Annotated in this window: 27 protein-coding genes and 1 tRNA gene; 17 read left to right on the forward strand and 11 right to left on the reverse strand. The window is 60.1% G+C overall.

Annotated features, from left to right (window positions below; all coding sequences use genetic code 11):
• Positions 1-27 precede the first annotated feature (27 nt).
• The 7 genes from G533_RS0102775 to merR form a co-directional block, all read right to left on the reverse strand.
• On the reverse strand, positions 28-936 hold the full coding sequence (locus G533_RS0102775) for a cation diffusion facilitator family transporter (protein WP_027948657.1): 909 nt from the start codon (positions 934-936) through the stop codon (positions 28-30).
• 109 nt (positions 937-1,045) lie between these two features.
• The gene (locus G533_RS20235) at positions 1,046-1,240 is read right to left on the reverse strand and encodes a DUF6316 family protein (protein ID WP_035526224.1); all 195 of its coding nucleotides are present in this window, start codon (positions 1,238-1,240) and stop codon (positions 1,046-1,048) included.
• 168 nt (positions 1,241-1,408) lie between these two features.
• A complete protein-coding gene (locus G533_RS0102785; protein WP_027948658.1) occupies positions 1,409-1,750 on the reverse strand; it encodes a P-II family nitrogen regulator in 342 nt (113 codons plus the stop codon).
• 15 nt (positions 1,751-1,765) lie between these two features.
• Positions 1,766-4,867, reverse strand: a complete 3,102-nt coding sequence (locus tag G533_RS0102790; protein WP_027948659.1) for an efflux RND transporter permease subunit — start codon at positions 4,865-4,867, stop codon at positions 1,766-1,768.
• Positions 4,868-4,882: 15 nt separating this feature from the next.
• Positions 4,883-5,929: an efflux RND transporter periplasmic adaptor subunit gene (locus G533_RS20240; protein ID WP_051229910.1), complete on the reverse strand. Its 1,047-nt coding sequence runs from the start codon at positions 5,927-5,929 to the stop codon at positions 4,883-4,885.
• Positions 5,926-7,341 (reverse strand): TolC family protein, encoded by a 1,416-nt coding sequence (locus tag G533_RS0102800; RefSeq protein WP_027948660.1) that lies wholly within the window; start codon positions 7,339-7,341, stop codon positions 5,926-5,928. The genes G533_RS20240 and G533_RS0102800 overlap by 4 nt, the downstream gene beginning before the upstream one ends.
• Positions 7,342-7,947: 606 nt before the next feature.
• Positions 7,948-8,376, reverse strand: a complete 429-nt coding sequence (gene merR / locus G533_RS0102805; protein ID WP_441316828.1) for a mercury resistance transcriptional regulator MerR — start codon at positions 8,374-8,376, stop codon at positions 7,948-7,950.
• 73 nt (positions 8,377-8,449) lie between these two features.
• Here merR and merT point away from each other — a divergent pair, with 73 nt between their 5' ends.
• Genes merT through merA form a run of 3 tightly spaced genes read left to right on the forward strand, consistent with a single transcriptional unit; the run spans position 8,450 to position 10,552 of the window.
• On the forward strand, positions 8,450-8,800 hold the full coding sequence (gene merT, locus G533_RS0102810) for a mercuric ion transporter MerT (RefSeq protein WP_022960220.1): 351 nt from the start codon (positions 8,450-8,452) through the stop codon (positions 8,798-8,800).
• A 12-nt stretch (positions 8,801-8,812) separates the two neighbouring features.
• Complete coding sequence (gene merP, locus G533_RS25305) at positions 8,813-9,109, forward strand: mercury resistance system periplasmic binding protein MerP (RefSeq protein ID WP_022960221.1); 297 nt, start codon at positions 8,813-8,815, stop codon at positions 9,107-9,109.
• Between the two features lie 36 nt (positions 9,110-9,145).
• A complete protein-coding gene (gene merA / locus G533_RS0102820) occupies positions 9,146-10,552 on the forward strand; it encodes a mercury(II) reductase (RefSeq protein WP_022960222.1) in 1,407 nt (468 codons plus the stop codon).
• Positions 10,553-10,567: 15 nt separating this feature from the next.
• On the opposite strand, the gene G533_RS0102825 is transcribed toward merA, so the two are convergent.
• On the reverse strand, positions 10,568-11,437 hold the full coding sequence (locus G533_RS0102825; protein WP_027948662.1) for a bile acid:sodium symporter: 870 nt from the start codon (positions 11,435-11,437) through the stop codon (positions 10,568-10,570).
• Between the two features lie 502 nt (positions 11,438-11,939).
• Positions 11,940-12,026, reverse strand: a tRNA-Leu gene (locus G533_RS0102830).
• A gap of 278 nt (positions 12,027-12,304) precedes the next feature.
• On the opposite strand from G533_RS0102830, the gene G533_RS0102835 reads away from it, so the two are divergent.
• The 6 genes from G533_RS0102835 to G533_RS0102860 are packed head-to-tail and all read left to right on the forward strand — an operon-like array spanning position 12,305 to position 16,122.
• Positions 12,305-12,562, forward strand: coding sequence for a hypothetical protein (locus tag G533_RS0102835; protein WP_027948663.1), 258 nt, complete (start codon positions 12,305-12,307; stop codon positions 12,560-12,562).
• A gap of 47 nt (positions 12,563-12,609) precedes the next feature.
• Positions 12,610-13,680, forward strand: a complete 1,071-nt coding sequence (gene queA / locus G533_RS0102840; protein WP_027948664.1) for a tRNA preQ1(34) S-adenosylmethionine ribosyltransferase-isomerase QueA — start codon at positions 12,610-12,612, stop codon at positions 13,678-13,680.
• Between the two features lie 14 nt (positions 13,681-13,694).
• The gene (gene tgt / locus G533_RS0102845) at positions 13,695-14,798 is read left to right on the forward strand and encodes a tRNA guanosine(34) transglycosylase Tgt (RefSeq protein WP_027948665.1); all 1,104 of its coding nucleotides are present in this window, start codon (positions 13,695-13,697) and stop codon (positions 14,796-14,798) included.
• A 3-nt stretch (positions 14,799-14,801) separates the two neighbouring features.
• On the forward strand, positions 14,802-15,410 hold the full coding sequence (locus G533_RS20245; RefSeq protein ID WP_051229911.1) for an NUDIX hydrolase: 609 nt from the start codon (positions 14,802-14,804) through the stop codon (positions 15,408-15,410).
• The gene (locus tag G533_RS0102855; RefSeq protein WP_027948666.1) at positions 15,407-15,931 is read left to right on the forward strand and encodes a gamma carbonic anhydrase family protein; all 525 of its coding nucleotides are present in this window, start codon (positions 15,407-15,409) and stop codon (positions 15,929-15,931) included. Before G533_RS20245 ends, G533_RS0102855 begins: the two co-directional genes overlap by 4 nt.
• The gene (locus G533_RS0102860) at positions 15,931-16,122 is read left to right on the forward strand and encodes a DUF1289 domain-containing protein (protein WP_027948667.1); all 192 of its coding nucleotides are present in this window, start codon (positions 15,931-15,933) and stop codon (positions 16,120-16,122) included. The genes G533_RS0102855 and G533_RS0102860 overlap by 1 nt, the downstream gene beginning before the upstream one ends.
• Before the next feature lie 4 nt (positions 16,123-16,126).
• On the opposite strand, the gene G533_RS0102865 is transcribed toward G533_RS0102860, so the two are convergent.
• Both G533_RS0102865 and G533_RS0102870 read right to left on the reverse strand, forming a co-directional pair.
• Positions 16,127-17,404 carry an HlyC/CorC family transporter gene (locus G533_RS0102865; RefSeq protein WP_027948668.1) on the reverse strand — a complete coding sequence of 426 codons (1,278 nt, stop codon included), beginning with the start codon at positions 17,402-17,404 and terminating at the stop codon, positions 16,127-16,129.
• A 94-nt stretch (positions 17,405-17,498) separates the two neighbouring features.
• Positions 17,499-18,302: a cytochrome C assembly family protein gene (locus tag G533_RS0102870; RefSeq protein ID WP_035526227.1), complete on the reverse strand. Its 804-nt coding sequence runs from the start codon at positions 18,300-18,302 to the stop codon at positions 17,499-17,501.
• A gap of 98 nt (positions 18,303-18,400) precedes the next feature.
• Here G533_RS0102870 and ffh point away from each other — a divergent pair, with 98 nt between their 5' ends.
• The 8 genes from ffh to alaC all read left to right on the forward strand — a co-directional run bounded on the left by ffh (position 18,401) and on the right by alaC (position 25,093).
• Positions 18,401-19,780: a signal recognition particle protein gene (ffh, locus tag G533_RS0102875; protein ID WP_027948670.1), complete on the forward strand. Its 1,380-nt coding sequence runs from the start codon at positions 18,401-18,403 to the stop codon at positions 19,778-19,780.
• A 159-nt stretch (positions 19,781-19,939) separates the two neighbouring features.
• On the forward strand, positions 19,940-20,194 hold the full coding sequence (rpsP, locus tag G533_RS0102880) for a 30S ribosomal protein S16 (protein ID WP_027948671.1): 255 nt from the start codon (positions 19,940-19,942) through the stop codon (positions 20,192-20,194).
• Between the two features lie 16 nt (positions 20,195-20,210).
• The gene (gene rimM, locus G533_RS0102885) at positions 20,211-20,747 is read left to right on the forward strand and encodes a ribosome maturation factor RimM (protein ID WP_027948672.1); all 537 of its coding nucleotides are present in this window, start codon (positions 20,211-20,213) and stop codon (positions 20,745-20,747) included.
• Between the two features lie 29 nt (positions 20,748-20,776).
• Entirely contained in the window at positions 20,777-21,520 is a 744-nt protein-coding gene (trmD, locus tag G533_RS0102890; RefSeq protein WP_144079769.1) for a tRNA (guanosine(37)-N1)-methyltransferase TrmD, read from the forward strand.
• Positions 21,521-21,565: 45 nt separating this feature from the next.
• Positions 21,566-21,925, forward strand: a complete 360-nt coding sequence (gene rplS / locus G533_RS0102895) for a 50S ribosomal protein L19 (protein WP_027948674.1) — start codon at positions 21,566-21,568, stop codon at positions 21,923-21,925.
• A 101-nt stretch (positions 21,926-22,026) separates the two neighbouring features.
• Complete coding sequence (gene xerD / locus G533_RS0102900) at positions 22,027-22,932, forward strand: site-specific tyrosine recombinase XerD (protein WP_027948675.1); 906 nt, start codon at positions 22,027-22,029, stop codon at positions 22,930-22,932.
• Positions 22,933-23,028: 96 nt separating this feature from the next.
• Positions 23,029-23,778, forward strand: coding sequence for a DsbC family protein (locus G533_RS0102905; RefSeq protein WP_144079770.1), 750 nt, complete (start codon positions 23,029-23,031; stop codon positions 23,776-23,778).
• 118 nt (positions 23,779-23,896) lie between these two features.
• Positions 23,897-25,093, forward strand: coding sequence for an alanine transaminase (gene alaC, locus G533_RS0102910; protein ID WP_027948677.1), 1,197 nt, complete (start codon positions 23,897-23,899; stop codon positions 25,091-25,093).
• The last annotated feature ends 14 nt before the right edge of the window (positions 25,094-25,107 follow it).

The raw sequence follows: 25,107 nt of genomic DNA on the forward strand, positions 1-25,107 counted from the left end.
CGCCGGTGCTTGCGGAGAACATCTCTCTTAACCATGCCCATAGGTGTGGGCATTCTTGTGCATGTGGTCCGGGTGTTCGAATTCCAGTGTCGAATGACGTATGTTGAATTCCTGCGCCAGAGCCTGTTTTATCCTGTACTTGATATTCTCAAGCTGATCCCATGCACTTTCCTCGATAATCACATGAGCCTCCAGCGAGGCATCGTGTTCGCCCATCTGCCAAAAATGCACATGGTGAAGGTCGATAACGCCTTCGATGTTGGACAGGGCAACAATGACGGCATCGGTATCGATGTCCACCGGGCTACCCAACATGAGTGTTCTGATGGTACCGCCGATTTCTGTCAGACCCAGGTAGAGAATGTAGCCCGCGATGCCGATGGTGATGGCAGGATCAACCCAGCGCATGTCGAAGAGTAAAATAAGGGTTCCGCCAATGACCACGGCGACCGACGCCAGTGCATCCGACAGATTGTGAAGAAACAGTGCGCGGATATTGATGCTGTCTTTCTGCATCGAATAGGTAAGCAACGCTGTCAAGGCGTCCACGGCCAGAGCGATACCTCCAAGCCCGACGACCCACCAGCCCTTTACCTCTGGAGGATCGATTATCCGCATGCCACCTTCGTAAATCAGGTAGAACCCGATAATGATCAAGGTAGTGTAATTGATGAGGGCTGCAACGATTTCAATGCGTCCGTAGCCAAAGGTCATCCTTGCGTCAGCCGGGCGGCGCGCAATTTTTTGCGCTAAGAACGCGATGACGAGTGATGCCATGTCAGAGAAGTTATGTAAAGCGTCGGCGATAAGGGCGAGACTGCCGGCAAAGATACCGCCCCCAATCTGAGCCAGGGTCAGGATCCCGTTCGCCCAGATGGCGATGGCAACGCGTTTATCCTTGATCTCGGGGGCCATATGCACATGGTCGTGGCTCATTTGGTTAACCACGTTTGGTGTCTATGTATAAAAAAGCATCTGCTGTATTCGGCTTACTCTGTGCCTGGTCGCCTGTGCCTTGGCGACTTTGTGGATTTTGGGCCATTGGCTACTCATCCTTTTTGACAGTTTTCAGGAATTCCGCAAGGCTGTCTTCGGCCGCTTTTTTGTTCGGGAATGGCCCGATATTTTGACCTTCACGGGTTAAAAAATACCAGTCACTGTTGATGGCGTGGATACGATGTGTTCGAAAGTGTGGAGCTTCCTTCGGGTCATCTTTTCGTTGCTTGGGTGGATCACTCATAATCTTGTCCTGTCGTCATAACCCTGCACAGTAAAGCCATCCAAAACGGCTTGAACTGACTGTACAAGGTCATGAGCCACAGCTCCTGTTGGAGATGAATCATCAGGCGCAGAGGGAGCGAAAGCTGAAATGGAACCCCCGCTCGCCTGAAGAGGGCGGGTTTTTTTCTCAGACAACCGTATCGTCCTCGGCACCGTCTTCAATCCGGATTGCACGATTGACATCGCTGATAAAAATACGACCATCGCCGCGCAGTCCGGTATGCGCCTCGCTTTTCAGTACCCGTACGACCTCGTCCACGTACTGATCGTGACAGACGATTTCCACTTTCACGTGCTTGACAAAATCCCCCGCGCCATCGATCGGGTTGGCGGCGCTGGTATTGACTTTGCTGCGGCCGAAGCCGACAACGTGGGCGACGCTCATGCCGGTGACGCCCTGCACACGGTGCAGGGCCAGGGTCACGGCTTCCAGTTTGTGGTGTTTGATATAGGCTTTGATCTCTTGCATGACAATCACTCCGGGTTAATGGGATTCGCTCATATCAGCGGGTTTGTCGGCAAACCAGTGATACAGGGCGGGTATAACCAATAGGGTCAGGATGGTGGCGGTCACCAGGCCGCCGACCACGACGGTGGCCAGTGGTCGCTGCACTTCGCTGCCGGTGCCGGTGGCGAACAGCAGCGGGAACAGCCCCAGGGCAGTAGTGACGGCGGTCATGATCACCGCCCGCAGCCTTGCGCAGGCCGCCCGCACACTGGCTTCGGCAATGGAGACCCCGTCCTTGACCAGTTCATTCAGGTAACTCACCAACACCAGGCCATTTTCCAGGGCGATACCAAACAGGGCGATAAATCCTACTGAAGCCGGCACCGAGAGGCTCTGACCACTCAGCCAGAGGGCGACGATACCGCCCACCAGCGCCAACGGGATATTGAGCATGATCAGCAGGGCGTTGCGCAGGGATCTGAAGTTGACAAACAGCATCAGGAACACCAGCGCCAGGGTAATGGGCACAACGATCATCAGACGTTTGTTGGCCTGCTGCTGGAGTTCGAACTGCCCACCCCATTTGAGAAAATAGCCCGGCGGCAAATCCACTTGCTGCTTGATAGCGGCATCGGCCTCGGCCACGAAGGAACCGATGTCCCGGTCGCGGACATTGGTCTGGATGGTGATAAAGCGCTGATTGTTTTCCCGGGTGATCTGGCGCGGCCCCACCACTTCCTCAATGGCTGCCAGTTCCTCCAGGGGAATGCGCTGCCCGGCGGCGTTCTTGATAATGAGCTGCCCGATGACATCGGCCCGGTTGCGCGCGGGCTCTTCAAGGCGCACATAGATATCAAAGCGGCGGATGCCCTCGAACACCTGTCCGGCCTCGCTGCCGCCCACGGCGACGCTCAGGGTGCGCTGCACGTCGCTGACATTGAGGCCATAACGGGCAATAGCCTCCCGGTTCAACGAAATGCGCAATTGCGGCGTACCGCCGATTTGGTCGCGTTGAACATCCTGAGCGCCCTGCACGGTGCGCATCACCTTTTCTATAGCCTGTGCTTTCTCGACCAGCACATCCAGGTCATCGCCAAACAGCTTGGCGGCCAGTTCGGCCTTGGTGCCGGTGAGCAGTTCATCCACAGCGGCAGCAATGGGCTGGGTGAAGTTGAATTGCGCGCCGGGGAAATCCGCGAATTTCTCGCTCATGGCCGCATACAAGCCATCCAGCGTCTCCGCGCTTTGCCATTGGTCCTGGGGCTTGAGAGCGACAAAAATCTCCGCGTTGTTCACCGGATCGGCGTGGGCGCCGACTTCACCCCGACCAATGCGCGACACCACCTGGGTGACCTCCGGAAACGCTGCCATCAATTGCCGCTCGAATACGCCAATCGTCGTCTCGGCTTTTTCCAGCGAAATGGACGGCGCCATGGTGGCGCGGATCAGCAAATCCCCTTCATTAAAGCGGGGCACAAATTCCGAGCCCAGCCGCGGGGCGACAGCAACGCCGATGAGCAGGACCACTGCCGCTAGGGTCACGGCAATCCAGCGGCGTGCCACCATGGCCTCCACCAGAGGTTGGTAGCCTTTTAGCAGCAAACTGACAATGTCCTTGCGAGGTTTGTCGGGGTCTGTCTCGGGGCGCTTCATCAGCAGGGAGGAGGCCACCGGTGCCACGATCAGGGCAAAGAACAGGGATCCGAGCATGGCCACCGCTACGGTATAGGCCAGTGGCCGGAAGGTCGCCCCTTCCACCCCCTGCAAGGTGAACAGCGGCAGGAACACAATGATGATGATGCTGATGGCAAACAGAATCGGGCGCGCCACTGACTGGCAGGCCCGCGCCACCAGGTGCAGGCGCGATTCGTCCGGGGAGGATTCGCGCAACATTCGGTCGATATTCTCCACCACGACCACCGCACCATCCACCATCATGCCGATGGCGATGGCAATCCCGCCCAGCGACATCAGGTTGGCGGAGATGTCGAAGAATTTCATGGCGAGAAAGGTGAAGCCGACGGAGAACGGAATCGACAGCGCCACCACCAGGCTAGGTCTGAACCCGCCCATAAACGCCAACAGCACCAGCGCCACCAGAATAATGCCTTGCAGTAGTGCATTGATAACGGTACTGACAGCCGCCTTGACCAGGGTCGCCTGGTCATAATAGGGCTGCACCTCGATACCTTCCGGCAGGTTGGCATTGATGGTGGCCAGCTCCTCCTTGACGGCGCCGATCACCTGGGAGGTATTGCTGCCAATGAGCTTCAATACCATGCCCACGACCACTTCGCCTTCGCCGTCCTTGCTGGTGAGCCCGCGGCGGATTTCACCGCCGATGTCCAGTTCGCCCAACTGGTGCAGGTAGACGGGTGTACCGTCGATGGTTTTCACCACAATGTTGCGCAGGGCTTCAAGATCCGTGGCCAGACCCACCGATCGCACGATGTACTCCTCATCGTTTTTGACGATGAACTGGGCCCCGGCGTTGGCATTGTTGGCCTCGATGCGCTCCTTGATGTCGGGCAGCGACACGTCGTAGCGGATCAGCGCGTCGGGGTCGATACGCACCTGGAACTGCTTGACCTCACCGCCGATGGAAAGAACTTCGGTAACGCCCTTTACCGTCTGCAGGTTGAACTTGACGATCCAGTCCTGGATCTCCCGCAACTCGGTGTTGCTGTATTGCCCGCTGGTGTCCTCCAGCACGTAGAACAGAATCTGGCCGAGTCCTGTCGTGATGGGGCCCATCACCGGTTCGCCGAAACCGTCGGGAATAGCCTCCCGGGCCACCTGTAGTCGTTCCCCCACCAGCTGGCGGGCGAAGTAAATATCGGTGCCATCCTCGAAGTAGATATTGACCACCGACAAGCCGAAGTTGGAGATCGACCGCACATGATCCAGTTGCGGCAGGCCATTCATGGCGCTTTCGATGGGGTAGGTGACGTATTTCTCCACCTCCTCCGGCGCCAGGCCTTCGGTTTCCACAAAGACCTGCACCAACGCCGGTGAAATATCCGGGTAGGCGTCAACCGGCAGGGTGCGATAGGCGAAGTAACCGCCGATAAGCATCGCCAGAGAGATCACGACCACTAACAGTCGGTTCTCCAGCGCAAAACGAATAAGAGTATGCATACTGTGCTCCCGCGATTAGTGGTTGTGACCGGATTCGAATTCACTTTTCTGTAGCTGGGCCTTGAGCACGAAGCCACCCTTGGCGACATAGCGTTCACCCGCGTCGAGGCCCGCCAATATCTCCACCGCGTCGCTGTCACCGCGACCGAGCTTGGCCGGACGGGGTTCCCAGCTGCCGTCGTGCTGAACGAATATTGTGGGTTGGCCCTCCAGGTCGATAACGGCGGTTCTAGGTGCCACCACCTCTGCAGGAAATTCTCCCAGGGTAATCTGGCCTTCAATGAACATTCCCGGCTTCCAATCATTGTCAGGATTGGCCAGGAAGACCCGCGCCAGGCCTGTGCGGGTGGCCTCGTCTACCAGCGGCGCCACATAGTCCAGGCTGGTCTCCACGGGTGCAGGGCCATGGCTGGTAGTGATTCGCACCGGCTGTCCGGTTTTTACCAGCGGCACCTGCTTGGGATAGAGGGCAATATCCACCCACAGGGTGGACAGGTTCGCGACCACAAAAGCGGTATCGTCGGGCGCCAGGTGTTCTCCCAGGGTGACGTGGCGTTTGATAACCACGCCGTCGATCAGGGATTTCAGCTGAAAGCGAGACAGGGTCTCGGAGCTCTCGGCCACGGCGAGCACATCGCCGGCCTTGACCCGGTCACCGGTTTTTGCCTGTACCTCGACGATCTTTGCCGCAAAGCGGGGCGTGATATGGGCCACGGCCTCCTCGTTGAGTTTCACCTCGCCGGGCAGCGAGACCTGTTGGCGAATCACACCGGCTTCAGCAGTGTCGATTTCACCACCAAAGTCCCGTAGCAGGTCGGCGCTAAAAGTCAGCTCGGGCTCTTCGTCTTCATGGCCTTCATGACCGGCTTCTTCGGCATGGTCGCCTTCATCTTCAGCGTGATCTTCCCCGGCATGTTCCTCTTCCGAGTGTTGCTTTTCATCTGCGTGCTGAGCGCCTTCTTCGGTGTGAGCGCCTTGATCTGATGGGGCGGCGATTGCGCTTTGAGATGCCATGGCAGCAAGCAGCAAGCCGCCCATTAAATAATTCAGTAACTTGTTCATTGTGATTCATCCTGTGGCGAAAGAGACGCTTTATCATCGATGCTGTCCAGCGTGGGCAGGCGCAGATTGGACCGGAAATCATTGGCCGCGCCGGTGGGGTAGAGTGACTGACGCTCCCCCGTGAGCGGCTGGCCGGTCAAGGTCTCCAGGGTGATAAGGGTTTGGTGAAAATCGGTGGCGGCGGCAACGGCCTCGGTTTCGAAGGACAGCAGCTGGCGCCGGGCTTCCACCAGTTCCAGATAGGAAAAACGCCCGTCGCCGTAGCCTTCCTGAATCAGCGCCAATGCCTGCTGTGCCTCGGGCAGTATCTGTTCACGCAGCAGGGTAACCCGCTCACGGGCCTGTTCCAGTTGGGCGAAGGCATTGCGCAGTTCCGTGAAAACCTTCACCCGGGTGGCTTTCTCTTCGAGATCCAGTTTCGCCAGATCCTCCCGCGCGGCCCTGATGTCGCCCTGGTTGCGGTTAGAGACGCCAAGAGGCATGGAAAACGAAAAAACCACACCCGTATCGCCGGTTCCCTCGACCCGTCTGATGCCCGCGCCGACTTCGATGTCCTGCCGGCCCCGGGCAATGGCTAGGTCCAGTTCGGCCTGGCGCAGTCTTTCCAGGGTTATAAACTGTTGCAGCTGCGGGGCCCGCTCCAGTTGGAGTTGGACGCTGGCAAACTCAGGCGTCGGCGCTAACGCGAAGAGTTCGGCCTCTACATCACCAAAATCCGCCGAGGTTTCGCCCCACAGGCTCGCCAGGCGCCGCTTGGCATTGCCAAGGCGCACGGTGAGATTGCTCACCGCCAGCTTGGCCTGCATCAGATCCGTGCGGGCACGGCTCAGTTCGGCCCGGCTGGCGCTGCCAGCGTCAAACCGCCTTTGGGCGACGTTTTCTGCGGCGCTGGTAAAGTCCACGACTTGCCGGGCAAAGGCCAGCAGGCGCTGGGTTTGCGCCACTTCCAGGTAACGGCTGGCCGCCGCCGACAGTGCGTCGAGGCGGGCCAGTTCGTAATCGCGCTCGAGGGTTTGGCGACGCCACTGGCCGACATCCCGGCGCAGAGGGCGCTTGCCGCCCATCTCAATGACCTGGCTAAGCGCCAGGGTGGTTTCCATGGCGTCGGTGCCCGAGAACTCGCCGTTACCGGCGATATTTTCGACATCGAGGGAGACCTGTGGATTGGGTCGGAACCCGGCCTGGAGGGCCCGCGCCTCGGCCGCGCGAATATCGTAGGGATACATCGCCAATTCGGGGTTATCACTGAGGACCCGGGCGAAGGCCTCGGGTAGGGTCAGTGTTGCCGGGTCGCGGTCAGCGGCCTGGATAAGCCCAGATAAGCTTACCAGCGCGCCGCAAATTAGCAGGCGCGTTGTCCGGATTATCAGGCTTCGGCCTGAATCCGGGGACAAACGGAATAGCATGAACATGAATTACCTCACGTAAAGATTTTTGAAAAATCCTGGCGCCGGTCAATTGACCGGAAAGTGAGGTTAGGCTATGGGCGGACGGAGGATCGCAGCGATGGAGGGAGAGGGGTGGTCGACGGTATAGCGTAGTGTGACCTGGTTAGATGAGGCAGTCGGCAGCGTGGGCAGCGGCATGGACAGCAGCATATGAGAGCCATGGCAATGGCAGGAGTGGCAATGGCCGGGCGGTGTGTTGTGGTCTGATCCCGGTGACGGGTCTGTCGCTTGGGTTGAACCGTCTCCCCCGGACATATCCGCCAACTCATGGGGTTGGTGATCCGAATGGATGGGCAATACATCAGCGGCGATGGATAGTGATTGCACTACCATCAAGACCGCAAACAGTATTAGCGTCCAGTTTTTTGCCATTCGGTTATCTAGCGACTCGGTTAGAAGGAGATCCGAAGTCTAACATAAGTCAAGGTTCGATCAACTCAGGCCATTGTCCGAAATAGAGTTTCGCCAGCTGGGGGGGTAGGTTGCCCAAAGGCTGGTCTCGTTTTTTTTGGTTTGGACCTTGTACATCGCATCCGACTAGTTGCGACGATCTTTTTGTCATGTGTTCCATCATTTGGTAGCTGTATCAAACCCCTCGTGGAGGGAACCGATCAGCGGGCAGGTGACATTGTCCTTCTGGGTGCAGCACTCCTCGACGAGTTGGTCGAGCACGCCTTCAATTTGCTGAAGACTGCGGATCTTGTCTCGCACGTTGCCCAGCTTGCGCTCGCCCAGTGCTTTGGCCTCGTCGCAATGGGTGCCGTCTTCGAGTTTCAGCAGTTCTCCGATTTCCTCCAGACTGAATCCCAGCCATCGCGCCCTGCGGATGAATCGAAGCCGTGCCAGCGCGTCCTCGTCGTAGCGGCGAATCCCGCCTAAGGGCTTCTCAGGCTCTGTCATCAGCCCCAGCCGCTGGTAGTAGCGAATAGTTTCGACGTTTATCTCTGCGGCCTTGGCCAGACTGCCGATGGTCATGGATGTGTTTTGAGAACCGGACACGTTGCTTGACTCCGTAGTCGACTACGGAGATAAGCTTGCCACAGTGGTGAATAAAACAACAGGAGGTTTGCCCATGCCTGAATCCAAACCGGGACGCGGTTCGTTGCTTGCCGGGGGTGTCGCAGCCTTGCTGGCCTCTGCCTGTTGCCTGGTACCGTTGGTGTTGGTGGTGCTGGGGTTTTCCGGCGCCTGGATCGGTAATTTAACCGCATTGGAACCCTATCGTCCCTGGTTTCTGGGCGCTGCCCTGGTGGCCATGGTGTTGGCCTGGCGCCAGATATACCGGCCCACCAGGGCTTGTGAACCCGGCGATGTGTGCGCTGCACCCAGGGTGCATGGCGTTTACAAAGCCGCCTTCTGGTTCGTAGCGTTACTGATCGCCATCGCTGCGGTGTTCCCCTATGTCCTACCCCTGTTTTACTGAGAGGTCCGCAACATGAAAAAGTCCTTACTTGTAAGTTCACTGTTTGCCCTGTTCAGTCTACCCCTCTGGGGCGCGGAGCAGACCGTCACGCTGGATGTGCCCGGTATGACCTGCGCCGCCTGCCCGATCACCGTAATGACTGCGCTCAAGCGGGTTGACGGTGTCAGGCAGGTCGATGTCAGCTTCGAGCAGCGCGAAGCCAGGGTCACCTTCGAGGACACGCAAACCTCCGTTACAGAGTTGACGGAGGCCACGGCCAATGCCGGTTATCCATCTACCCTCAAACAAAGCTCGGCAGATCAGAAGTAATGAGATTGTAGGGTAATTTTCGGATAGGAAACCGTCATGAGTGAAGCGCAAGCGATTCACATTGCTGTCATCGGTACCGGCGGTGCCGCCATGGCCGCGGCACTGAAAGCGACGGAACGCGGCGCCCGGGTAACCGTGATCGAGCGAGCCACCCTTGGTGGCACCTGCGTGAATACCGGTTGCGTGCCATCCAAGACGATGATCCGAGCGGCGAAGATCGCGCACTTGCGACGCCAAAGTCCCTTTGACGAGGGCATTGATGTCTGGGCGCCAACTGTGGATCGTGGCAAATTGCTGGAACAACAGCAGGGATTGGTGGAAGCACTGCGCGAGGCCAAGTATGCCAGTATTCTACGTGACAACCCGGCCATTACCCTGATCCAGGGAACAGCGCAATTCGTGACGGCCAATGCGCTCGACGTCACCACCACGGAGGGCGAAGTGCGGCGGATCAAATTTGATCGGGCATTTATCGGCACGGGTGCGCGGCCGGCGATCCCACCCATTGCGGGGTTGGCCGATACGCCGTACCTGACTTCCACCTCCGCCTTGTCGCTATCCATCATCCCAGAGCGCCTGCTGGTGATCGGGGGATCAGCGGTGGCATTGGAGCTTGCCCAGGCCTTTGCGCGGCTGGGCAGTCATGTAACCATCCTGGCGCGTAGCCGGTTGCTATCCCGTGACGATCCGGCTGTAGGCGATGTTATTCGGAAGGCCTTTGAGCAGGAAGGCATTCGGGTATTGCTGCGGACCCAGGCCAGCCGGGTCGATTACGCCGATGGAGAGTTCATACTGGATACCAATGCCGGGGAATTGCGAGCAGAGCAGTTGTTGATCGCCACCGGACGCACACCCAATACCGAACGGTTGGGTCTGGAACAGATTGGCGTGAAGACAGTGCGTGGCGCGATTCAGGTGGATGGGCGAATGCAAACCAACGTGCCAGGCATCTATGCGGCGGGCGATTGCACCGATCACCCCCAGTTCGTCTATGTGGCCGCCGCCGGGGGCAGCCGGGCCGGGGTCAACATGAGCGGCGGCGACGCTCTGCTTGACCTCAGCGCCATGCCGGCGGTGATTTTTACCGATCCGCAGGTGGCGACCGTTGGCTTGACGGAAGAACAGGCGACCACGCAGGGGTTGCAGGTCGATACTCGCGTGCTCAGTTTGGACAGCGTGCCGCGCGCCTTGGTGAATTTCGACACCCAAGGCTTTATCAAAATGGTGGCCGAACAGGATTCAGGCCGCTTGCTGGGAGTGCAGGCAGTTGCCGCCGAGGCTGGAGAACTGATCCAGACGGCAGTAATGGTGATGCGGGCCAATATGACCGTGCAGGAAATGGCTGAAGAGCTGTTTCCCTACCTGACCATGGTGGAAGGGCTCAAGCTCTGCGCCCAGACTTTTACCACGGATGTGACTCAATTGTCCTGTTGCGCCGGGTAAGGCTGCGTTCCCGGCTCAGTCGGCATTCCTGATCAGGCGCGGCAGCCAGCGCAGATATGCGACCATGCCGAACAACTCGACCAGGGATTGGAAGACGATGACAACGATGGCGGCACGCCAGGGCTCCGGCAGTGACAGCGCCAGCGGCAGCATGACGAAGGAGTTGCGGGTACCAAAGCTGAAGGTGAGGGTACGGCCGATAGTGGGCGTGAACCCGAATAGCTCACTGAGCCCCTTGCCGATAATGGCGGCGGCAATCAGGTAAAGCACAAAAACCACAAGCGCCGACCACAGCAGGGCGCCACTGTCGATCACCAGGCTGACCTGGGAGCCGGCAATCAGAAACACCACCAGTGCCAGCAACGGCACGGGCAGCCACCCAAGCCAGTCCACCAGTGTTTGCGCGCGCGGGTGCTTTTCCGTCAACTGTTCGGTTAACCAGGCCAGGATCAGTGGGGTGACAATCAATCCGAAGAAGGCTGGCAGCAAGTGGCTGCCGACCGCCAGCTCAATGGCGATATTGCCCATGAAAAGCCAGATATAAACGGGTAGCAAAATGAGCTGCACAATCAGCAGTACCAGCAGCACGCCGAGACGAATAGCGGGATCATCCGGTATCAGCCACAACAGAAGACCAACGACCACCGGTATCAGGATAAAATTGCCCGTCAGCAAAGCGGCCAGAAAGCGGCGATCACGAAATGCCGACCTGAGATGTATCAGTGGTACCTGAGTGAAAGTGGTATACAGAAGAACACCTAGGGCCGGCCAAAGCAACACTTCCCAATGACGGGTCTGCTCTGGTGACATCCAGCCGATGGCCATGCCGACCAGGATGGCAACCAGATAAATCCAGACCTGATATCGCTCCAGTTGTTCGCGCATTTAAAGCTGTTCCTGCTGTTTTTCGAGGGCACGATAGTATCATTGGTGCGCAATGAGCTCCCGGGACACGCCCTAAGGGCTTCGGCAGACTCATCGAAAGGACTGAAATCTCTTTAGGCGGTGTCGGGAGAGATACGGTAAAATGGCCAGTGCCAGCATTTCACCTTTTTGCCGGCTAGTAGAGGGGAGGGTGTCCCTAAAGGGTTGTTGGTTTTTCCCCAGTTTGGCAGGTTCTGACCCTGTTGAGCGGGGTCACGGATGTAAGGTTAGTAGAACCTAAAGAAGCTGGTCAATTGCTCATGGACATACTGAGATATTTCGAGAGGGTAGAAAGCTATAGTCTTTAGCTTTGGTAATAGGTGTGGTGTAGCTTGAAATGTTTATTAGAAGGCATGCTTTAGATTTCTTCACATTACTCAGATTTGTATCCCAGTTGTATCCCAGAATTTCTATCTAGGTTGTGGGGTATAAAATAATCCGTTGCGTTTATGTAAGGGGGGGATGGTACCAGAGGCCGGACTCGAACCGGCACACCATTGCTGGCGGGAGATTTTGAATCTCCTGTGTCTACCAATTTCACCACTCTGGCACTGCTTAGATTTTACTATTTTCCCTTGGGATACAAAATCGCTTGAGAATTTTGAATCCCCTGTGTCTACCAATTTCACCACTCCGGCAGAGAGTGCGGGTGCCGCAGGGCAGCCCGTGGAGAGGGCGCGATTATAGCAACCCGCGCTGTTCCTGCAATGATTTTCCTTAACCTTCAGGCGGTTTGCGGGTAGACTTCGCCCGGCTTGTGCGGATTGACGCGCGGGCATGGGTGGCGCCTCCGGGGCCGACATTCTGAGTATCGAAGGAGAAAAGAGCATGGCAATGAAATTGGTCAAGAAGACGGACGAGTACAGCATTTTCCAGCGTGGTGACGAGCGCTACGCAGTGAAAGATGCCAACCGCAAGCCGGTCAACGGCGAGGAAAAAGTGCGGATTCTGTCTGCTGAAGGCCTGGTGAAAGCGCCGGCACCGAAGCCGGTGGAAGCACCCGCAGAGGAAGCAACCGAAGAAGCGACCGAGGAAGCGACTGCCGAGGCAGACGCACCCGCGGCGGAAGGCGATGCCGAAGCCTGAGCGTCCACTCGGAGCAGGGAGCCGGCTTGAGGCCGGCTTTTTTTTCGATGCAACTTGACGAATTCCACTACGCACTGCCACCGGAGCTGATCGCCCAGTATCCGCTGCAGGACCGCAGCGCGAGCCGCTTGCTGGCGCTTGACGGCGCTTCCGGGGCCACGCGTCACCTGGCGTTTACGGATGTGCCCGGCTGCCTGCAGCCCGGTGACCTGCTGGTATTCAATAATACGCGGGTGATTCCGGCGCGGCTCTGGGGGCAGAAAGCTACCGGAGGCCGGGTGGAAATACTCATCGAGCGTGTTACCGGTGAGCATACGGCGCTGGCCCATATTCGCAGCAGCAAGTCGCCCAGGCCCGGGGGGGTGATCCACCTTTCCGCCCAGCCCGGTGAGGCCCCCGGCCCACTGCAGCTTACGGTAACCGGACGGGACGGGGCTCTGTTCAAGCTGTTATCGCCGCCGGGCGTTCCGCTGCACGCCATACTGGCAGATATCGGCCATATGCCCTTGCCGCCCTATATAGAGAGGGCCGATGAGGTCGCCGACCAGGAGCGCTATCAGACAGTTTACGCGGAGCGCGCCGGTGCCGTTGCCGCGCCCACGGCGGGCCTGCACTTTACGCAGGCTCTGCTTGAGCAGCTTGACGCCGCGGGTATCGAGCGCGGCACGGTCACGCTGCATGTGGGGGCCGGCACGTTTCAGCCGGTAAGAGTCGACAACATCCGCGACCATCACATGCACGCCGAGTACCTGGAAGTGGATGCCGACTTGTGCGCTGCGGTGGAGGCGACCCGCGCCCGCGGCGGCCGCGTGGTGGCGGTGGGCACAACAGCGGTACGTTCGCTGGAGTCTGCCGCCTGCGGTCACGGCCGGGTGGCACCGCAAACCGGCGACACCCAAATCTTCATTTATCCCGGTTACCGCTTTCAGGTCGTTGACGCCATGATCACCAACTTTCATTTGCCGGAGTCGACGCTGTTGATGCTGGTCAGCGCTTTTTCCGGCCGCGAGGCGATTCTCGCCGCCTACCGCGAGGCGATTGAGCAGCGCTACCGGTTTTTCAGTTACGGGGATGCCATGTTCCTGACGCCTCAGCCCGATGCCGTGGGGCCACGATGAGCCGCGAGTGCCATATGCAGTTTGAACAGCTGGGCACCGATGGCGCAGCGCGCCGCGGGCGTCTCACCTTCCCGCGTGGCACCGTGGAAACACCGGCATTCATGCCGGTGGGCACTTACGGTACCGTCAAGGGCATGCTGCCGCGCGATATTCACGCGGTGGGCGCCGAGATCATTCTGGGCAACACGTTTCACCTCTGGCTGCGGCCGGGCACCGACATCATTGAGCAGCACGGTGACCTGCACGACTTCATGGGCTGGAATGGGCCCATCCTCACGGATTCAGGCGGCTTCCAGGTGTTCAGTCTGGGCGCCATGCGCAAGATTTCCGAGCAGGGGGTGCGTTTTCAGTCGCCGGTGGACGGATCCAAAGTGTTTCTCGATCCGGAAACCTCGATGGCCATCCAGCGCAAGCTGGGTTCCGATATTGTGATGATCTTTGACGAGTGCACACCGTATCCGGCAACGGAGGCGGAGGCGCGTGCGTCCATGGAGCTCTCCTTACGCTGGGCGCAGCGCAGCCGCGCCGCACATGGCGCTAGCGCAGCTGCCCTGTTCGGCATTGTTCAGGGGGGGATGTACGAGAGCCTGCGCGCCGAATCCCTGGCCGGGCTGGAGGCCATCGGTTTCGACGGTTACGCCATCGGCGGGCTTTCGGTCGGGGAACCCAAGGAGGATATGATCGCGGTGCTTGAGGCCCTGCAGTACAGCCTGCCGGCGCATAAACCGCGGTACCTCATGGGTGTGGGCACACCCTCCGACTTGCTGCAGGGCGTGCTACGCGGCGTGGACATGTTTGACTGCGTGATGCCCACCCGCAACGCACGCAACGGTTTCATTTTCACCTCCCGGGGTGTGCTCAAGCTGCGCAATGCGCGGCACAAAACCAGCACCTTGCCGCTGGATGAGCACTGCGATTGCTACACCTGCCAGAACTTTTCCCGCGCCTACCTGCACCACCTCGACAAGTGCAATGAGATACTCGGCTCGCAGCTCAACACCCTGCACAATTTGCGGTATTACCAGAACCACATGGCCGGCATTCGCGCCGCAATTGAGCAGGGCCGGCTGGCGGAGTTTGCAGCTGACTTTTACGCGGGGCAGGCCGAGGGTGTTTAGTTCGTGAGCACGTCCGCGCAGCTGTTTGAGCGGTTGCGGCAGGCCTTGCCCATGCTGCGCGCGCCCTGGGCCGGCAGTGGGCGTCAGGCGGGCGTGCTGGTGGCGCTGACCGACGAGGAGAATCCCCGTGTGCTGCTGGGCAGGCGCGCCCTGCATTTGCCTCTGCACCCGGGTGAAATCGCTTTTCCCGGTGGCAAGCGGGAAGTGCACGATGCCGGCCCCTGGGATACCGCCCTGCGCGAGGCCTTCGAGGAGGTGGCGTGCCCGCCGGAAGCGGTGTGCCCTCTGGGGGAGTTGCCGCCCCTGCTCACGCGCAGCGGTTATACCATTCATCCCTGTGTGGCGATAATTCCTGCCTCGCTGACACTGCGCGCGGACCCCGGTGAAGTTGCCGAGCTGATATTGCCGCGGCTGGATTGTTTTACCAACCCTGCAGGCTGGCACGTACGCTATATGAACGAACCCACCAGCGGTCAGGCATTGCCGGTGCCACATTTTCGCCTGCCGCATGATACGGTATGGGGCACATCGGCCCGCGCACTGTTGCTACTGGTCAACCTGGGCCTGCAGGCAGAGCTGGATGTGTCGGCATTCAAGGAGAATTTGGAATGAAGTACAGCCTCGATGGGCAGTCGGTAACGCTGGTAGGCGCCGGGCACTTTATTGCGCCCAATGCGGCCGTTATTGGTGATGTCACCCTGCACGAGAACAGCAGTGTGTGGTTTAGCTGTGTGCTGCGCGGTGACGCGGAGCGCATTGAAGTGGGCGCCGGCAGCAACATTCAGGACGGCGCCGTGCTACACGCGGACCCGGGATTCCCGACGGTCGTCGGCGCCAACGTTACCGTTGGCCACAAGGCCATGCTGCACGGTTGCACGATCGGCGATGGGGCGCTGGTGGGTATCGGTGCTATCGTGCTCAACGGGGCGAAAGTGGGGCGGAACTGCCTGATAGGCGCGGGAGCGCTGGTAACGGAAGGTATGGAAATACCGGATGGCAGCTTGGTACTGGGTGCGCCGGCGAAAGTGAAACGGCAGTTTTCCGCCGACGAGCAGGCGGCGGTGGGCCTCAATGCCGAACATTATGTGCAGAATGCGGCGCGTTTCCTGCGCGGCCTGCAGGAGCAGGCGTGATGGCGCAGGACGAACCCGCGTCGCCCTGCATTTCGGTCTGTTTGCTGGATGAGAACGACATTTGCCTGGGCTGCTATCGCAGCGCCGATGAAATTACCGACTGGTTCATGGCCAGCCCGCAGCAGAAGCGCGACATGCTGCTGCGCGCTGCAGACCGGCGTCTGGCGGACGATAAGCCGCAGTTGCGCTAGTCAGTCAATGTCGGGTTTTGCCTTTGGCGTCAACGGCTGAAGCGAGCACCGACTGCACCACGTTGCCCTGCAACTCCAGAATCTCCAGCCGGTAACCGGCGATCGCCAGACAGGCGTTGCCGGCAGGGAATGACTCCAGGTATTCCAGAATCAGACCACTCAGGGTCTTGGGTCCGTCGGTGGGCAGGTCCCAGTCCAGCGCCTTGTTGACGTCGCGCAGGTTGGCGTTGCCCGCAATGATATAGCTGCCGTCGCGTTGGGCGAAAATGCTGTCCCCGGTGTCGCTCATGCGCGATGTGAATTCGCCGACGATCTCTTCGAGAATATCTTCCAGGGCGACAATGCCCATCACTTCGCCGTATTCGTCCACCACAATCGCCAGGCGCAGCTTGTTCTTCTGGAAGTGCAGCAATTGCGTGTGCAGGGGCGTACTTTCGGGGATGAAGTAGGAGTCGTCCATTTCCCGCTCCAGGGCACCCCGGTCCAGACCGTGCTTGTCGATCACCCGGCTGAGGTTGCGCAGGTGCAGCACGCCGACAATATTGTTGATGTCGTCGCGCCATACGGGGAGGCGGGTGTGCGTGGAGGCCTGCAGGCAACGCAGGATCTCGTCGTCGCTGTCGTCGAGGTCGATGCCGTAGACGTCATTGCGCGGCACCATCACATCATCGACCGAGACCTCCTCCAGATCGAGAATGTTCAGCAGCATGCCGCGGTGGCGCGGCGGAATCAGCGCACCCGCCTCGGTGACGATGGTACGCAATTCCTCGGAGGACACATGCTCTTCTTTGGCGGCCCCCGCGTCGACTCCGAGCAGGCGCAGCAGGCCATTGGTCACACCGTTCACCAGCCACACTACCGGGTACATGGCCTTCATCAGGGGCAGCAGAATGACGCTGGCAGGGAAGGCGACGCGTTCCGGGTAGAGCGCGGCGATGGTCTTGGGCGTGATTTCGGCGAACACCAGTATCACCAGGGTCAGGCAGATGGTGGCGATGGCGATGCCGGCGTCGCCCCACAGGCGTATGGCGATAACCGTGGCGATAGCCGAGGCAAGGATGTTGACCAGATTGTTGCCGATCAGGATCAGGCCGATCAGGCGATCAGGTCGTTCCAGCAATTTGCTGGCACGACGCGCGCCGCGATGCCTCTGTTTCCTGAGGTGCTTCAGCCGGTAACGGTTGAGGGACATCATGCCGGTTTCCGAGCTGGAAAAGAAACCAGACAAAAGAATGAGAACAACCAGAATGGAGGACAGGAGACCCAGCGGGGCTTCGTTCAAAGCGGGGGCGAACCTTTGGCGTGAGCGGACTGATCATCTTGAAGAAAAAGACAGTTCGGGGCAACCCCTGTGGTTCATTGAGCCGGCACGGGGATTATCCGCGTTGCAGGAGCAGTTCCAGAACCAGTTTGGAGCCGAGAAAAGCCAGCATCAGCAGCAGGAAGCCGCCAATGGTGAAGCGCGCTGCGGTCTGGCTGCGCCAGCCGAGTTGGTAGCGGCCCCAGAGAAGCGTGGAGTAGATGACCCAGGCGACCAGCGTCAGCACGGTTTTGTGCACCAGGTGCTGGGCAAAGAAATCGTCGACGAAGAGGAAACCGGTGGCAATGGCCACGGTGAGTAGTACAACCCCCATCCACACCAGCTCAAAAAGCATGGTTTCCATGAGTTGCAGCGGTGGCAGGAAACTGACGATGCCGGTGGCGCGGTGCTGTTTCAGTTGCCGGTCCTGTATCGCGACCAGTACGGCCTGCACCGCGGCGAGGGTCAGCACCGCATAGGCCAGAATGGAGGACGCAATATGCAGCAGCAGGCCGTGGCCGAGTGCCTCGGGTGTGCTGCCGGTCTGCGGTGCAAAGGCCGAAATCAGCACTGTGGAGGCGGACAGGGGCAGCAGCACAATCAGCAGATTCTGCAGCGGCCAGCGCACCAGCCAGGAGATGCAGGCAAGGTTGATGACAAACGAGATCAGCGCGAGGATGCGGTAGAGGCCCAGGTGCACGCTGTGCTCGTCGAAAATGCTCGACCACGCCACCAGGGCGTGGCAGACCAGCGCAATGGCGCCCAGCGCGATGACCGAGGTGCTGAGGCGCGGCTTGCGCTGCAGGATGTGCATCAGGTGCAGCCCCGCGGCTGCCAGGTAGAGCAGCGCGGCAGCAATGGCGAGCAGTGGCAGTGGCATGGTTGGGGCTTGGACCCGGGTGGCGTATACTGCGCTCCTTTGTACCGATTTGTCCGGCCATTGGCAATAGTGGCCGCTTGCTGCCGAGAGTTCCGCTGATGTTCGAGAGTCTGTCCGATCGCCTGTCCCAGAGTTTGCGCGCCATTACTGGCAAGGCGCGCCTGACCGAGGACAACATTCAGGAAACGCTGCGCGAAGTGCGCATGGCGCTGCTGGAAGCTGACGTTGCGCTGCCCGTGGTCAAGGATTTTGTTGAGGCGGTGAAGCAACGCGCGCTGGGGCAGGAGGTCAGCAAGAGCCTGAGTCCGGGCCAGGCGTTCCTGCGCATCGTGCAGGCAGAGCTGGAAGCGGTGATGGGCACCGCCAACGAAGGGCTGAACCTCGCCACGCAGCCGCCGGCAATCATTCTGATGGCCGGCCTGCAGGGGGCGGGCAAGACCACTTCGGTCGCCAAGCTGGCGCGTCTGCTCAAGGAGCGCGACAAGAAATCGGTCACCGTGGTGAGCGCCGACGTGTATCGCCCGGCGGCGATCAAGCAGCTGGAGACCCTGGCGGCGGAGGTCGGTGTCGACTTCTTTCCCAGCGAGGCTCAGCAGGCGCCGGTGGACATCGCTCGCGCCGCCATGGAGCATGCCCGCATCCGTTTCAGCGATGTGCTGATTGTGGATACCGCGGGCCGCCTGGCGGTCGACGAGGCCATGATGGCCGAGATCGCTGAACTGCACAGGGTAACGCAGCCGGTGGAAACCCTGTTCGTGGTCGACGCCATGACCGGGCAGGATGCGGCCAACACGGCGAAGGCGTTTGGCGAGGCGCTGCCACTCACGGGCGTGATTCTGACCAAAGTCGATGCAGACACCCGTGGTGGCGCCGCGCTGTCGGTGCGCACCATCACCGGCAAGCCGATCAAGTTCCTGGGGGTGGGTGAGAAAACCCAGGCGTTGGACCCCTTCCACCCGGACCGGTTGGCATCGCGTATTCTCGGCATGGGCGATGTGCTCTCGCTGATCGAGGAGGCGGAGCAGAAGGTCGACAAGCAGAAAGCCGAGCGGCTCGCGCGCAAGGTGAAGAAGGGCGGTCGTTTCGACCTGGAAGATTTCCGCGATCAGCTGCAGCAGATGAACAACATGGGCGGCATCACCGGCATGCTCGACAAATTGCCGGGTATGGGCAACATGGCCCAGATGGCGCAGCAGAACCTCGACATGAAGATGTTTGCGCGCATGGAGGCCATGATCAACTCCATGACGGTGAAGGAGCGGCGCAACCCGGACCTGATTGCGGGTTCGCGCAAGCGCCGCATCTGCCTGGGTTCGGGCACCCAGGTGCAGGACCTCAATCGCCTGCTCAAGCAGCACAAGCAAATGCAGAAAATGATGAAAAAGATGAAGGGTGGCGGCATGGAGCGCATGATGCGCGGCCTCGGTGGCATGATGCCGCCGGGCGGCGGCGGTGGGGGCGGCTTCCCCTTCCGGTAAGCCCGCAGAATCCTTGAAAAATTCCGCTGTGCGGGGCTTTCAAAACCTGCCGAAGTTCCGTATGATACGCCACCTTTGCGGCCGTAGTGCCGGTGTTTGTCGTGGATGAGGCGGCAGGTTAGCCGCAGATCCCGACTCATTTTCAGGAAATTACGGAATATGGTAACAATTCGTCTTTCTCGTGGTGGTGCCAAGAAGCGCCCTTTCTATCATCTGACGGTGACCGACAGCCGCAAGTCACGCGACGGTCGTTTCATCGAGCGCGTGGGCTTCTTCAACCCGGTCGCCCGTGGTCAGGAAGTGCGTCTCAATGTCGACGCCGAGCGTGTGGCGTTCTGGCAGAGCCAGGGTGCGCAGCTGTCCGAGCGCGTGGCCAAGCTGGTCAAGGAAGCGGGCGCAGCAGCAGCGGCCTGAGCCAGCGTCGCCGGGCATGAGTGAGGCCGCTGAGCGCCTGGTCATCGGCCGTATAACCGGCTGTTATGGCATCAAGGGCTGGGTACGGATTCACTCATACACTGAGCCGATGGAGAATTTCCTCGAGTTCAGCGGGTTCAAGGTGCAGCGGCGCGGCGCGTATGAAACCATCGAGTTCGATGGCGGGCGCAGGCAGGGCAAGGGGCTGGTGGCTCATATTCGCGGTGTTGATGATCGCGATCTTGCCGAGAGCTTCCAGGGGTTGGAGGTGAGCGTAGCCAGCAACGCGTTGCCCGAGCTCGAAGATGGCGATTACTACTGGCACCAGCTGCAGGGTTTGCAGGTGTGGTGTCATACGGATAACGGACAGGTGTTGCTCGGCGCAGTCGACTACCTGATCGAGACCGGAGCAAACGATGTGCTGGTGGTGAAGCCCTGTGAGGGCAGTATCGACCAGCGGGAACGGCTCATTCCCTGGCTGCCCGGCACTACGGTGCGGCAGGTGGACGAGGAGTCGGGACGGATCGAGGTGGACTGGTTCCCGGAAGATTAGGAGCTGTTCACAGGAGGCGGGTGGCACACATGCATATTGCTTTGGTGAGCCTGTTTCCGGAGATGTTCAACGCGGTCAGCGAGCACGGTATCACCGGGCGCGCGGTGCAGCAGGGGCTGGTGGGCCTGAGCCACAGCAACCCCAGGGACTTCACCGAAGACCGCCACCGCACGGTGGACGATCGCCCGTTTGGCGGCGGCCCCGGCATGGTGATGAAAGTGGCGCCTCTCGAGCAGGCGATTCGCGCTGCCAGGGCGCAGGCGAAGCAGCCAGCGCGGGTGATTTATCTGTCTCCCCAGGGGCGCAGGTTTGATCATCGCAAGGCGGTCAGCCTGGCGCGGGAGTCCGCCCTGGTGTTGATTGCGGGGCGCTATGAAGGCGTTGACGAGCGCCTGATTGAGCGCGAGGTCGACGAGGAGTTATCCATCGGCGATTACGTGCTCTCCGGTGGCGAGCTGGCGGCCATGGTAGTCATGGACGCGGTGATCCGGCAGTTGCCGGGTGTGTTGGGCCACGCGCTGTCGGCGCAGGAGGATTCCTTCGCCGACGGACTGCTGGATTGCCCGCATTACACCCGCCCGGAGAACTACCGGGAGCAGGCGGTACCGGAGGTTTTGTTGAGCGGCGATCACGAACGGATTCGTCGCTGGCGTCTCAAGCAGGCGCTGGGTCGCACGCTGGAGCGGCGCCCGGATCTGCTCGAGGGCAGGGCCCTGACGGCCGAGGAACAGGAATTGCTGGCACTGTACTGCCAGGAACGGGATTTGAGTTGATTCGCTAGCTGTGAAGCTACGCACGGTAAATGACAGGAGCGCACCATGAGCACCAACAAGATTATCTCTCAGCTTGACGCTGAACAGATGCAAAAAGATCTGCCCGAGTTCAGCCCCGGTGACACGGTGGTGGTGCAGGTAAAAGTGAAGGAAGGCAACCGCGAGCGTCTGCAGGCGTTCGAGGGCGTGTGCATCGCCAAGCGCAGCCGCGGCCTGAACTCTGCCTTCACCGTGCGCAAGATCTCCCACGGTGTGGGCGTCGAGCGTACCTTCCAGGCTTACAGCCCCCTGGTGGACAGTGTGACCGTCAAGCGTCGCGGTGACGTGCGTCAGGCCAAGCTGTACTACCTGCGCGAACTGTCCGGTAAAGCGGCTCGTATCAAGGAAAAGCTGACAGCCAAATAAGGCGTGCAAGCAGCAGCGAAAGCGGCCCACCTGGCCGCTTTTTTTGTGCCTGCGTATCCGGCAGTTCTGTGCCGTGGCAAACGGTGCTAGGCTAGCGGCCCATGCGTGCCCAGCCTGATTCACTCGACCCAGCCATTGAGCAATACCTCGATGCGCTGTGGTTGGAGAAAGGCCTGAGTGGCAATACCCTGGACGCCTACCGCCGTGACCTCGGGCACTATCAGCAGTGGCTTGCGGGCCGCAAGGCGAGGCTCCTCGAAGCCGATCGCGTCGACTTGCAGGCCTACCTCGCCGCACGCCTCGGCAAGGGGCAATCACCGCGGTCGACAGCGCGTTTCATGTCCTGCGCGCGCGGATTCTATCGCTACCTGCTGCGCGAAGGGCGCCTCGACGCGGACCCGACACTGGATATCGACAGTCCGCAGCTGGGGCGCCCGTTGCCCAAGTCGTTGTCGGAACAGGATGTGGAGCGCCTGTTGGCGGCGCCGGATACCGGTGATGCCCTGGAGTTTCGCGACCGCGCCATGCTGGAGCTGCTTTATGCCTGCGGTTTGCGGGTGTCGGAGCTGACCGGGTTACAGCTGGTGCAGATCAGCCTGAACCAGGGCGTGCTACGGGTATTTGGCAAGGGCAGCAAGGAGCGGCTGGTACCCATGGGGGAGGAAGCGTTGAGCTGGTTACAGCGTTTTCTGGTGGGCCCGCGGCAGGAACTGCTCAGGGGTGTGCCCAGCGAGGCCGTGTTTCCCAGCCGTCGCGGCAGTATGATGACTCGCCAAGCCTTCTGGTATCGTATTAAAATCTACGCGCGGCGTGCCGGGATCAGTAAACCGCTATCGCCGCACACGCTGCGTCACGCGTTTGCCACGCACCTGCTGAACCACGGCGCAGACCTGCGTGTGGTGCAGATGTTGCTGGGGCACAGCGACCTGACCACAACCCAGATTTACACCCACGTCGCCCGGCAGCGCATGCAGGAACTGCACGCCCGGCATCACCCGCGCGGGTGAACAAGCCGTGTGGAACTTGTCATAAGCGGTGTGTTCCAAACTGCCGCGGCACCACGAACTCCGGCGGCAGAGGCCGCCCGTAACCGAGGAATGTTCATGATCAACCGAGTCCTAACTGTTCTGCTGGCCTGCCTGTTTGCGGGTGCTGTTGTGTCCGCCAGAGCTGCCGACCCCGTGCCTGCGGACGTAGCGGACTCCCTGCGCCAGATGCTGGAAAGCCCGGCCGATGGGCTCAAGGTGGCGACGATTGAACCCAGTGAAATCGAGGGCATGTACGCGGTACAGCTGGTCGACGGTCCGCTGGTTTACGCCAACCGTACGGGTCAGTTCTTTATTGTGGGCGACCTGTTCACGGTGGGGCCTGCGGGTTATGTGAACCTCGCGGAAAAGCGCCGTGATGGCGAACGCGCCGAGCGGCTCGCAACGCTCTCGCCCGCCGACATGATCATATTCCCGGCCAAGGGGGAAACGCGGTCCCATATCACGGTGTTCACCGATGTCACTTGTTTCTACTGCCAGAAGCTGCACCGCGAAGTGCCGGAACTGAACAAGCGCGGCGTGGAGGTGCGCTACCTCGCCTACCCGCGTTCCGGGCTGGCCTCCGAGGGGTATCGCAAGCTGGCAACGGCGTGGTGTGCAAACGACCGCGCCGATGCCCTCACGCGTCTGAAAAACGGCGAGTCAGTCACCGAGAACGTGTGTCAGGGTTCACCTGTGGCTGACCAGTACCAGCTCGGCCAGTCGATGGGCGTGCGCGGTACGCCGGCCATTATCACGGCCAGCGGCCAGATGATTCCCGGTTACCAGCCGGCGGACGAGCTGATGGGTACGCTCGGCCTGCAATAGCGCGCAGCCGGCGTGTTTAGCCGGCTCCCTCCGTTGACAGCCACGGGTGTACTCAGTACTGTTTGCCACCTTTTTAGTTTGCAGCCCGTAATGGGCTGCCCAACCGAGTCCCTGTGCAGTGGAAGACCAGTTTCAGCGCATTCAGCGCTTGCCCCCCTATGTGTTCAACATTATCGGTGAACTGAAGCAGCAGGCGCGTGCGGCAGGTGAAGACATCATTGATTTCGGTATGGGCAATCCCGATCAGCCAACGCCTTCGCACATCGTCGACAAGCTGGTAGAAACAGCGCGCCGCGGCGACACCCACCGCTATTCCCAGTCCAAGGGCATACCGCGCCTGCGCAAGGCTATCTGCGACTGGTATCAGCGCCGCTACGACGTGACGCTGGACCCGAGCACCGAGGCGATTGTTACCCTGGGGTCCAAAGAGGGCCTGGCACACCTGGCGCTCGCCACCACGGGCCCGGGCGATGCGATTCTGGTGCCGAATCCAGCTTATCCCATCCACCCCTACGGTTTCGTGATCTCGGGCGCGGATATCCGCCACGTGCCGATGGGCGACGAAAACAGTTTCTTCGACGAGCTGGAGAACGCCATCCGCAACAGCTGGCCACGGCCCAAGATGCTGGTGCTGAGTTTTCCCTCCAACCCTACCGGGCAGGTGGTGGAGCTGGAGTTTTTTGAGCGTGTTATCGCTGTTGCCCGTGAACACCAGATCTGGGTGGTGCAGGACCTCGCCTACGCCGATCTCTGCTACGACGGCTACGTCGCGCCGTCGATTCTGCAGGTAGAGGGCGCACGAGAAGTGGCGGTGGAATTCTTCAGTATGTCCAAGAGTTACAACATGCCGGGTTGGCGGGTGGGCTTCTGCTGCGGCAACAAGCAGTTGGTCGGTGCGCTGGGGCGCATGAAGTCCTACCTCGACTATGGGATGTTCACGCCCATCCAGGTGGCGGCGATTGCGGCGCTGGAGGGTGACCAGACCTGTGTGCAGGAAATCACTGCCATGTATAAAGCGCGCCGTGATGTGCTGTGCAGCGGCCTCAATGCACTGGGTTGGCCGGTCACGCCGCCCCGGGCGACCATGTTTGTCTGGGCACGCATTCCTGACTTCTATCAGGCTATGGGGTCGCTGGAATTCAGCAAGAAGCTGTTGCAGGAGGCGCAGGTGGCGGTGTCGCCGGGCGTCGGTTTTGGTGAATACGGTGAGGGCTACGTACGTTTTGGCCTGATTGAAAATGAACACCGCACGCGTCAGGCCCTGCGTAATATCAAGCGCATGTTTCGCGCCGATGGCCACGTGGGAACGGTGTGACGATGCATCATGAA

Origin of the sequence: Haliea salexigens DSM 19537 (assembly GCF_000423125.1) — a bacterium.
In the GTDB taxonomy this organism is placed as follows: Bacteria; Pseudomonadota; Gammaproteobacteria; order Pseudomonadales; family Halieaceae; genus Haliea; species Haliea salexigens.

Excerpts from the sequence above, each read along its gene's own strand:
- G533_RS0102775 (WP_027948657.1), bottom strand. The coding sequence starts at position 936 with ATGAGCCACGACCATGTGCATATGGCCCCCGAGATCAAGGATAAACGC.
- G533_RS0102790 (WP_027948659.1), bottom strand. The coding sequence starts at position 4,867 with ATGCATACTCTTATTCGTTTTGCGCTGGAGAACCGACTGTTAGTGGTC.
- xerD (WP_027948675.1), top strand. The coding sequence starts at position 22,027 with ATGCGTGCCCAGCCTGATTCACTCGACCCAGCCATTGAGCAATACCTC.
- rplS (WP_027948674.1), top strand. The coding sequence starts at position 21,566 with ATGAGCACCAACAAGATTATCTCTCAGCTTGACGCTGAACAGATGCAA.
- G533_RS0102825 (WP_027948662.1), bottom strand. The coding sequence starts at position 11,437 with ATGCGCGAACAACTGGAGCGATATCAGGTCTGGATTTATCTGGTTGCC.
- G533_RS20240 (WP_051229910.1), bottom strand. The coding sequence starts at position 5,929 with ATGAACAAGTTACTGAATTATTTAATGGGCGGCTTGCTGCTTGCTGCC.
- tgt (WP_027948665.1), top strand. The coding sequence starts at position 13,695 with ATGCAGTTTGAACAGCTGGGCACCGATGGCGCAGCGCGCCGCGGGCGT.
- G533_RS0102860 (WP_027948667.1), top strand. The coding sequence starts at position 15,931 with ATGGCGCAGGACGAACCCGCGTCGCCCTGCATTTCGGTCTGTTTGCTG.
- queA (WP_027948664.1), top strand. The coding sequence starts at position 12,610 with ATGCAACTTGACGAATTCCACTACGCACTGCCACCGGAGCTGATCGCC.
- trmD (WP_144079769.1), top strand. The coding sequence starts at position 20,777 with ATGCATATTGCTTTGGTGAGCCTGTTTCCGGAGATGTTCAACGCGGTC.
- rimM (WP_027948672.1), top strand. The coding sequence starts at position 20,211 with ATGAGTGAGGCCGCTGAGCGCCTGGTCATCGGCCGTATAACCGGCTGT.
- ffh (WP_027948670.1), top strand. The coding sequence starts at position 18,401 with ATGTTCGAGAGTCTGTCCGATCGCCTGTCCCAGAGTTTGCGCGCCATT.
- merP (WP_022960221.1), top strand. The coding sequence starts at position 8,813 with ATGAAAAAGTCCTTACTTGTAAGTTCACTGTTTGCCCTGTTCAGTCTA.
- merA (WP_022960222.1), top strand. The coding sequence starts at position 9,146 with ATGAGTGAAGCGCAAGCGATTCACATTGCTGTCATCGGTACCGGCGGT.
- rpsP (WP_027948671.1), top strand. The coding sequence starts at position 19,940 with ATGGTAACAATTCGTCTTTCTCGTGGTGGTGCCAAGAAGCGCCCTTTC.
- G533_RS0102785 (WP_027948658.1), bottom strand. The coding sequence starts at position 1,750 with ATGCAAGAGATCAAAGCCTATATCAAACACCACAAACTGGAAGCCGTG.
- G533_RS20235 (WP_035526224.1), bottom strand. The coding sequence starts at position 1,240 with ATGAGTGATCCACCCAAGCAACGAAAAGATGACCCGAAGGAAGCTCCA.
- G533_RS0102905 (WP_144079770.1), top strand. The coding sequence starts at position 23,029 with ATGATCAACCGAGTCCTAACTGTTCTGCTGGCCTGCCTGTTTGCGGGT.
- G533_RS0102835 (WP_027948663.1), top strand. The coding sequence starts at position 12,305 with ATGGCAATGAAATTGGTCAAGAAGACGGACGAGTACAGCATTTTCCAG.
- G533_RS0102800 (WP_027948660.1), bottom strand. The coding sequence starts at position 7,341 with ATGTTCATGCTATTCCGTTTGTCCCCGGATTCAGGCCGAAGCCTGATA.
- merT (WP_022960220.1), top strand. The coding sequence starts at position 8,450 with ATGCCTGAATCCAAACCGGGACGCGGTTCGTTGCTTGCCGGGGGTGTC.
- G533_RS0102855 (WP_027948666.1), top strand. The coding sequence starts at position 15,407 with ATGAAGTACAGCCTCGATGGGCAGTCGGTAACGCTGGTAGGCGCCGGG.
- G533_RS0102870 (WP_035526227.1), bottom strand. The coding sequence starts at position 18,302 with ATGCCACTGCCACTGCTCGCCATTGCTGCCGCGCTGCTCTACCTGGCA.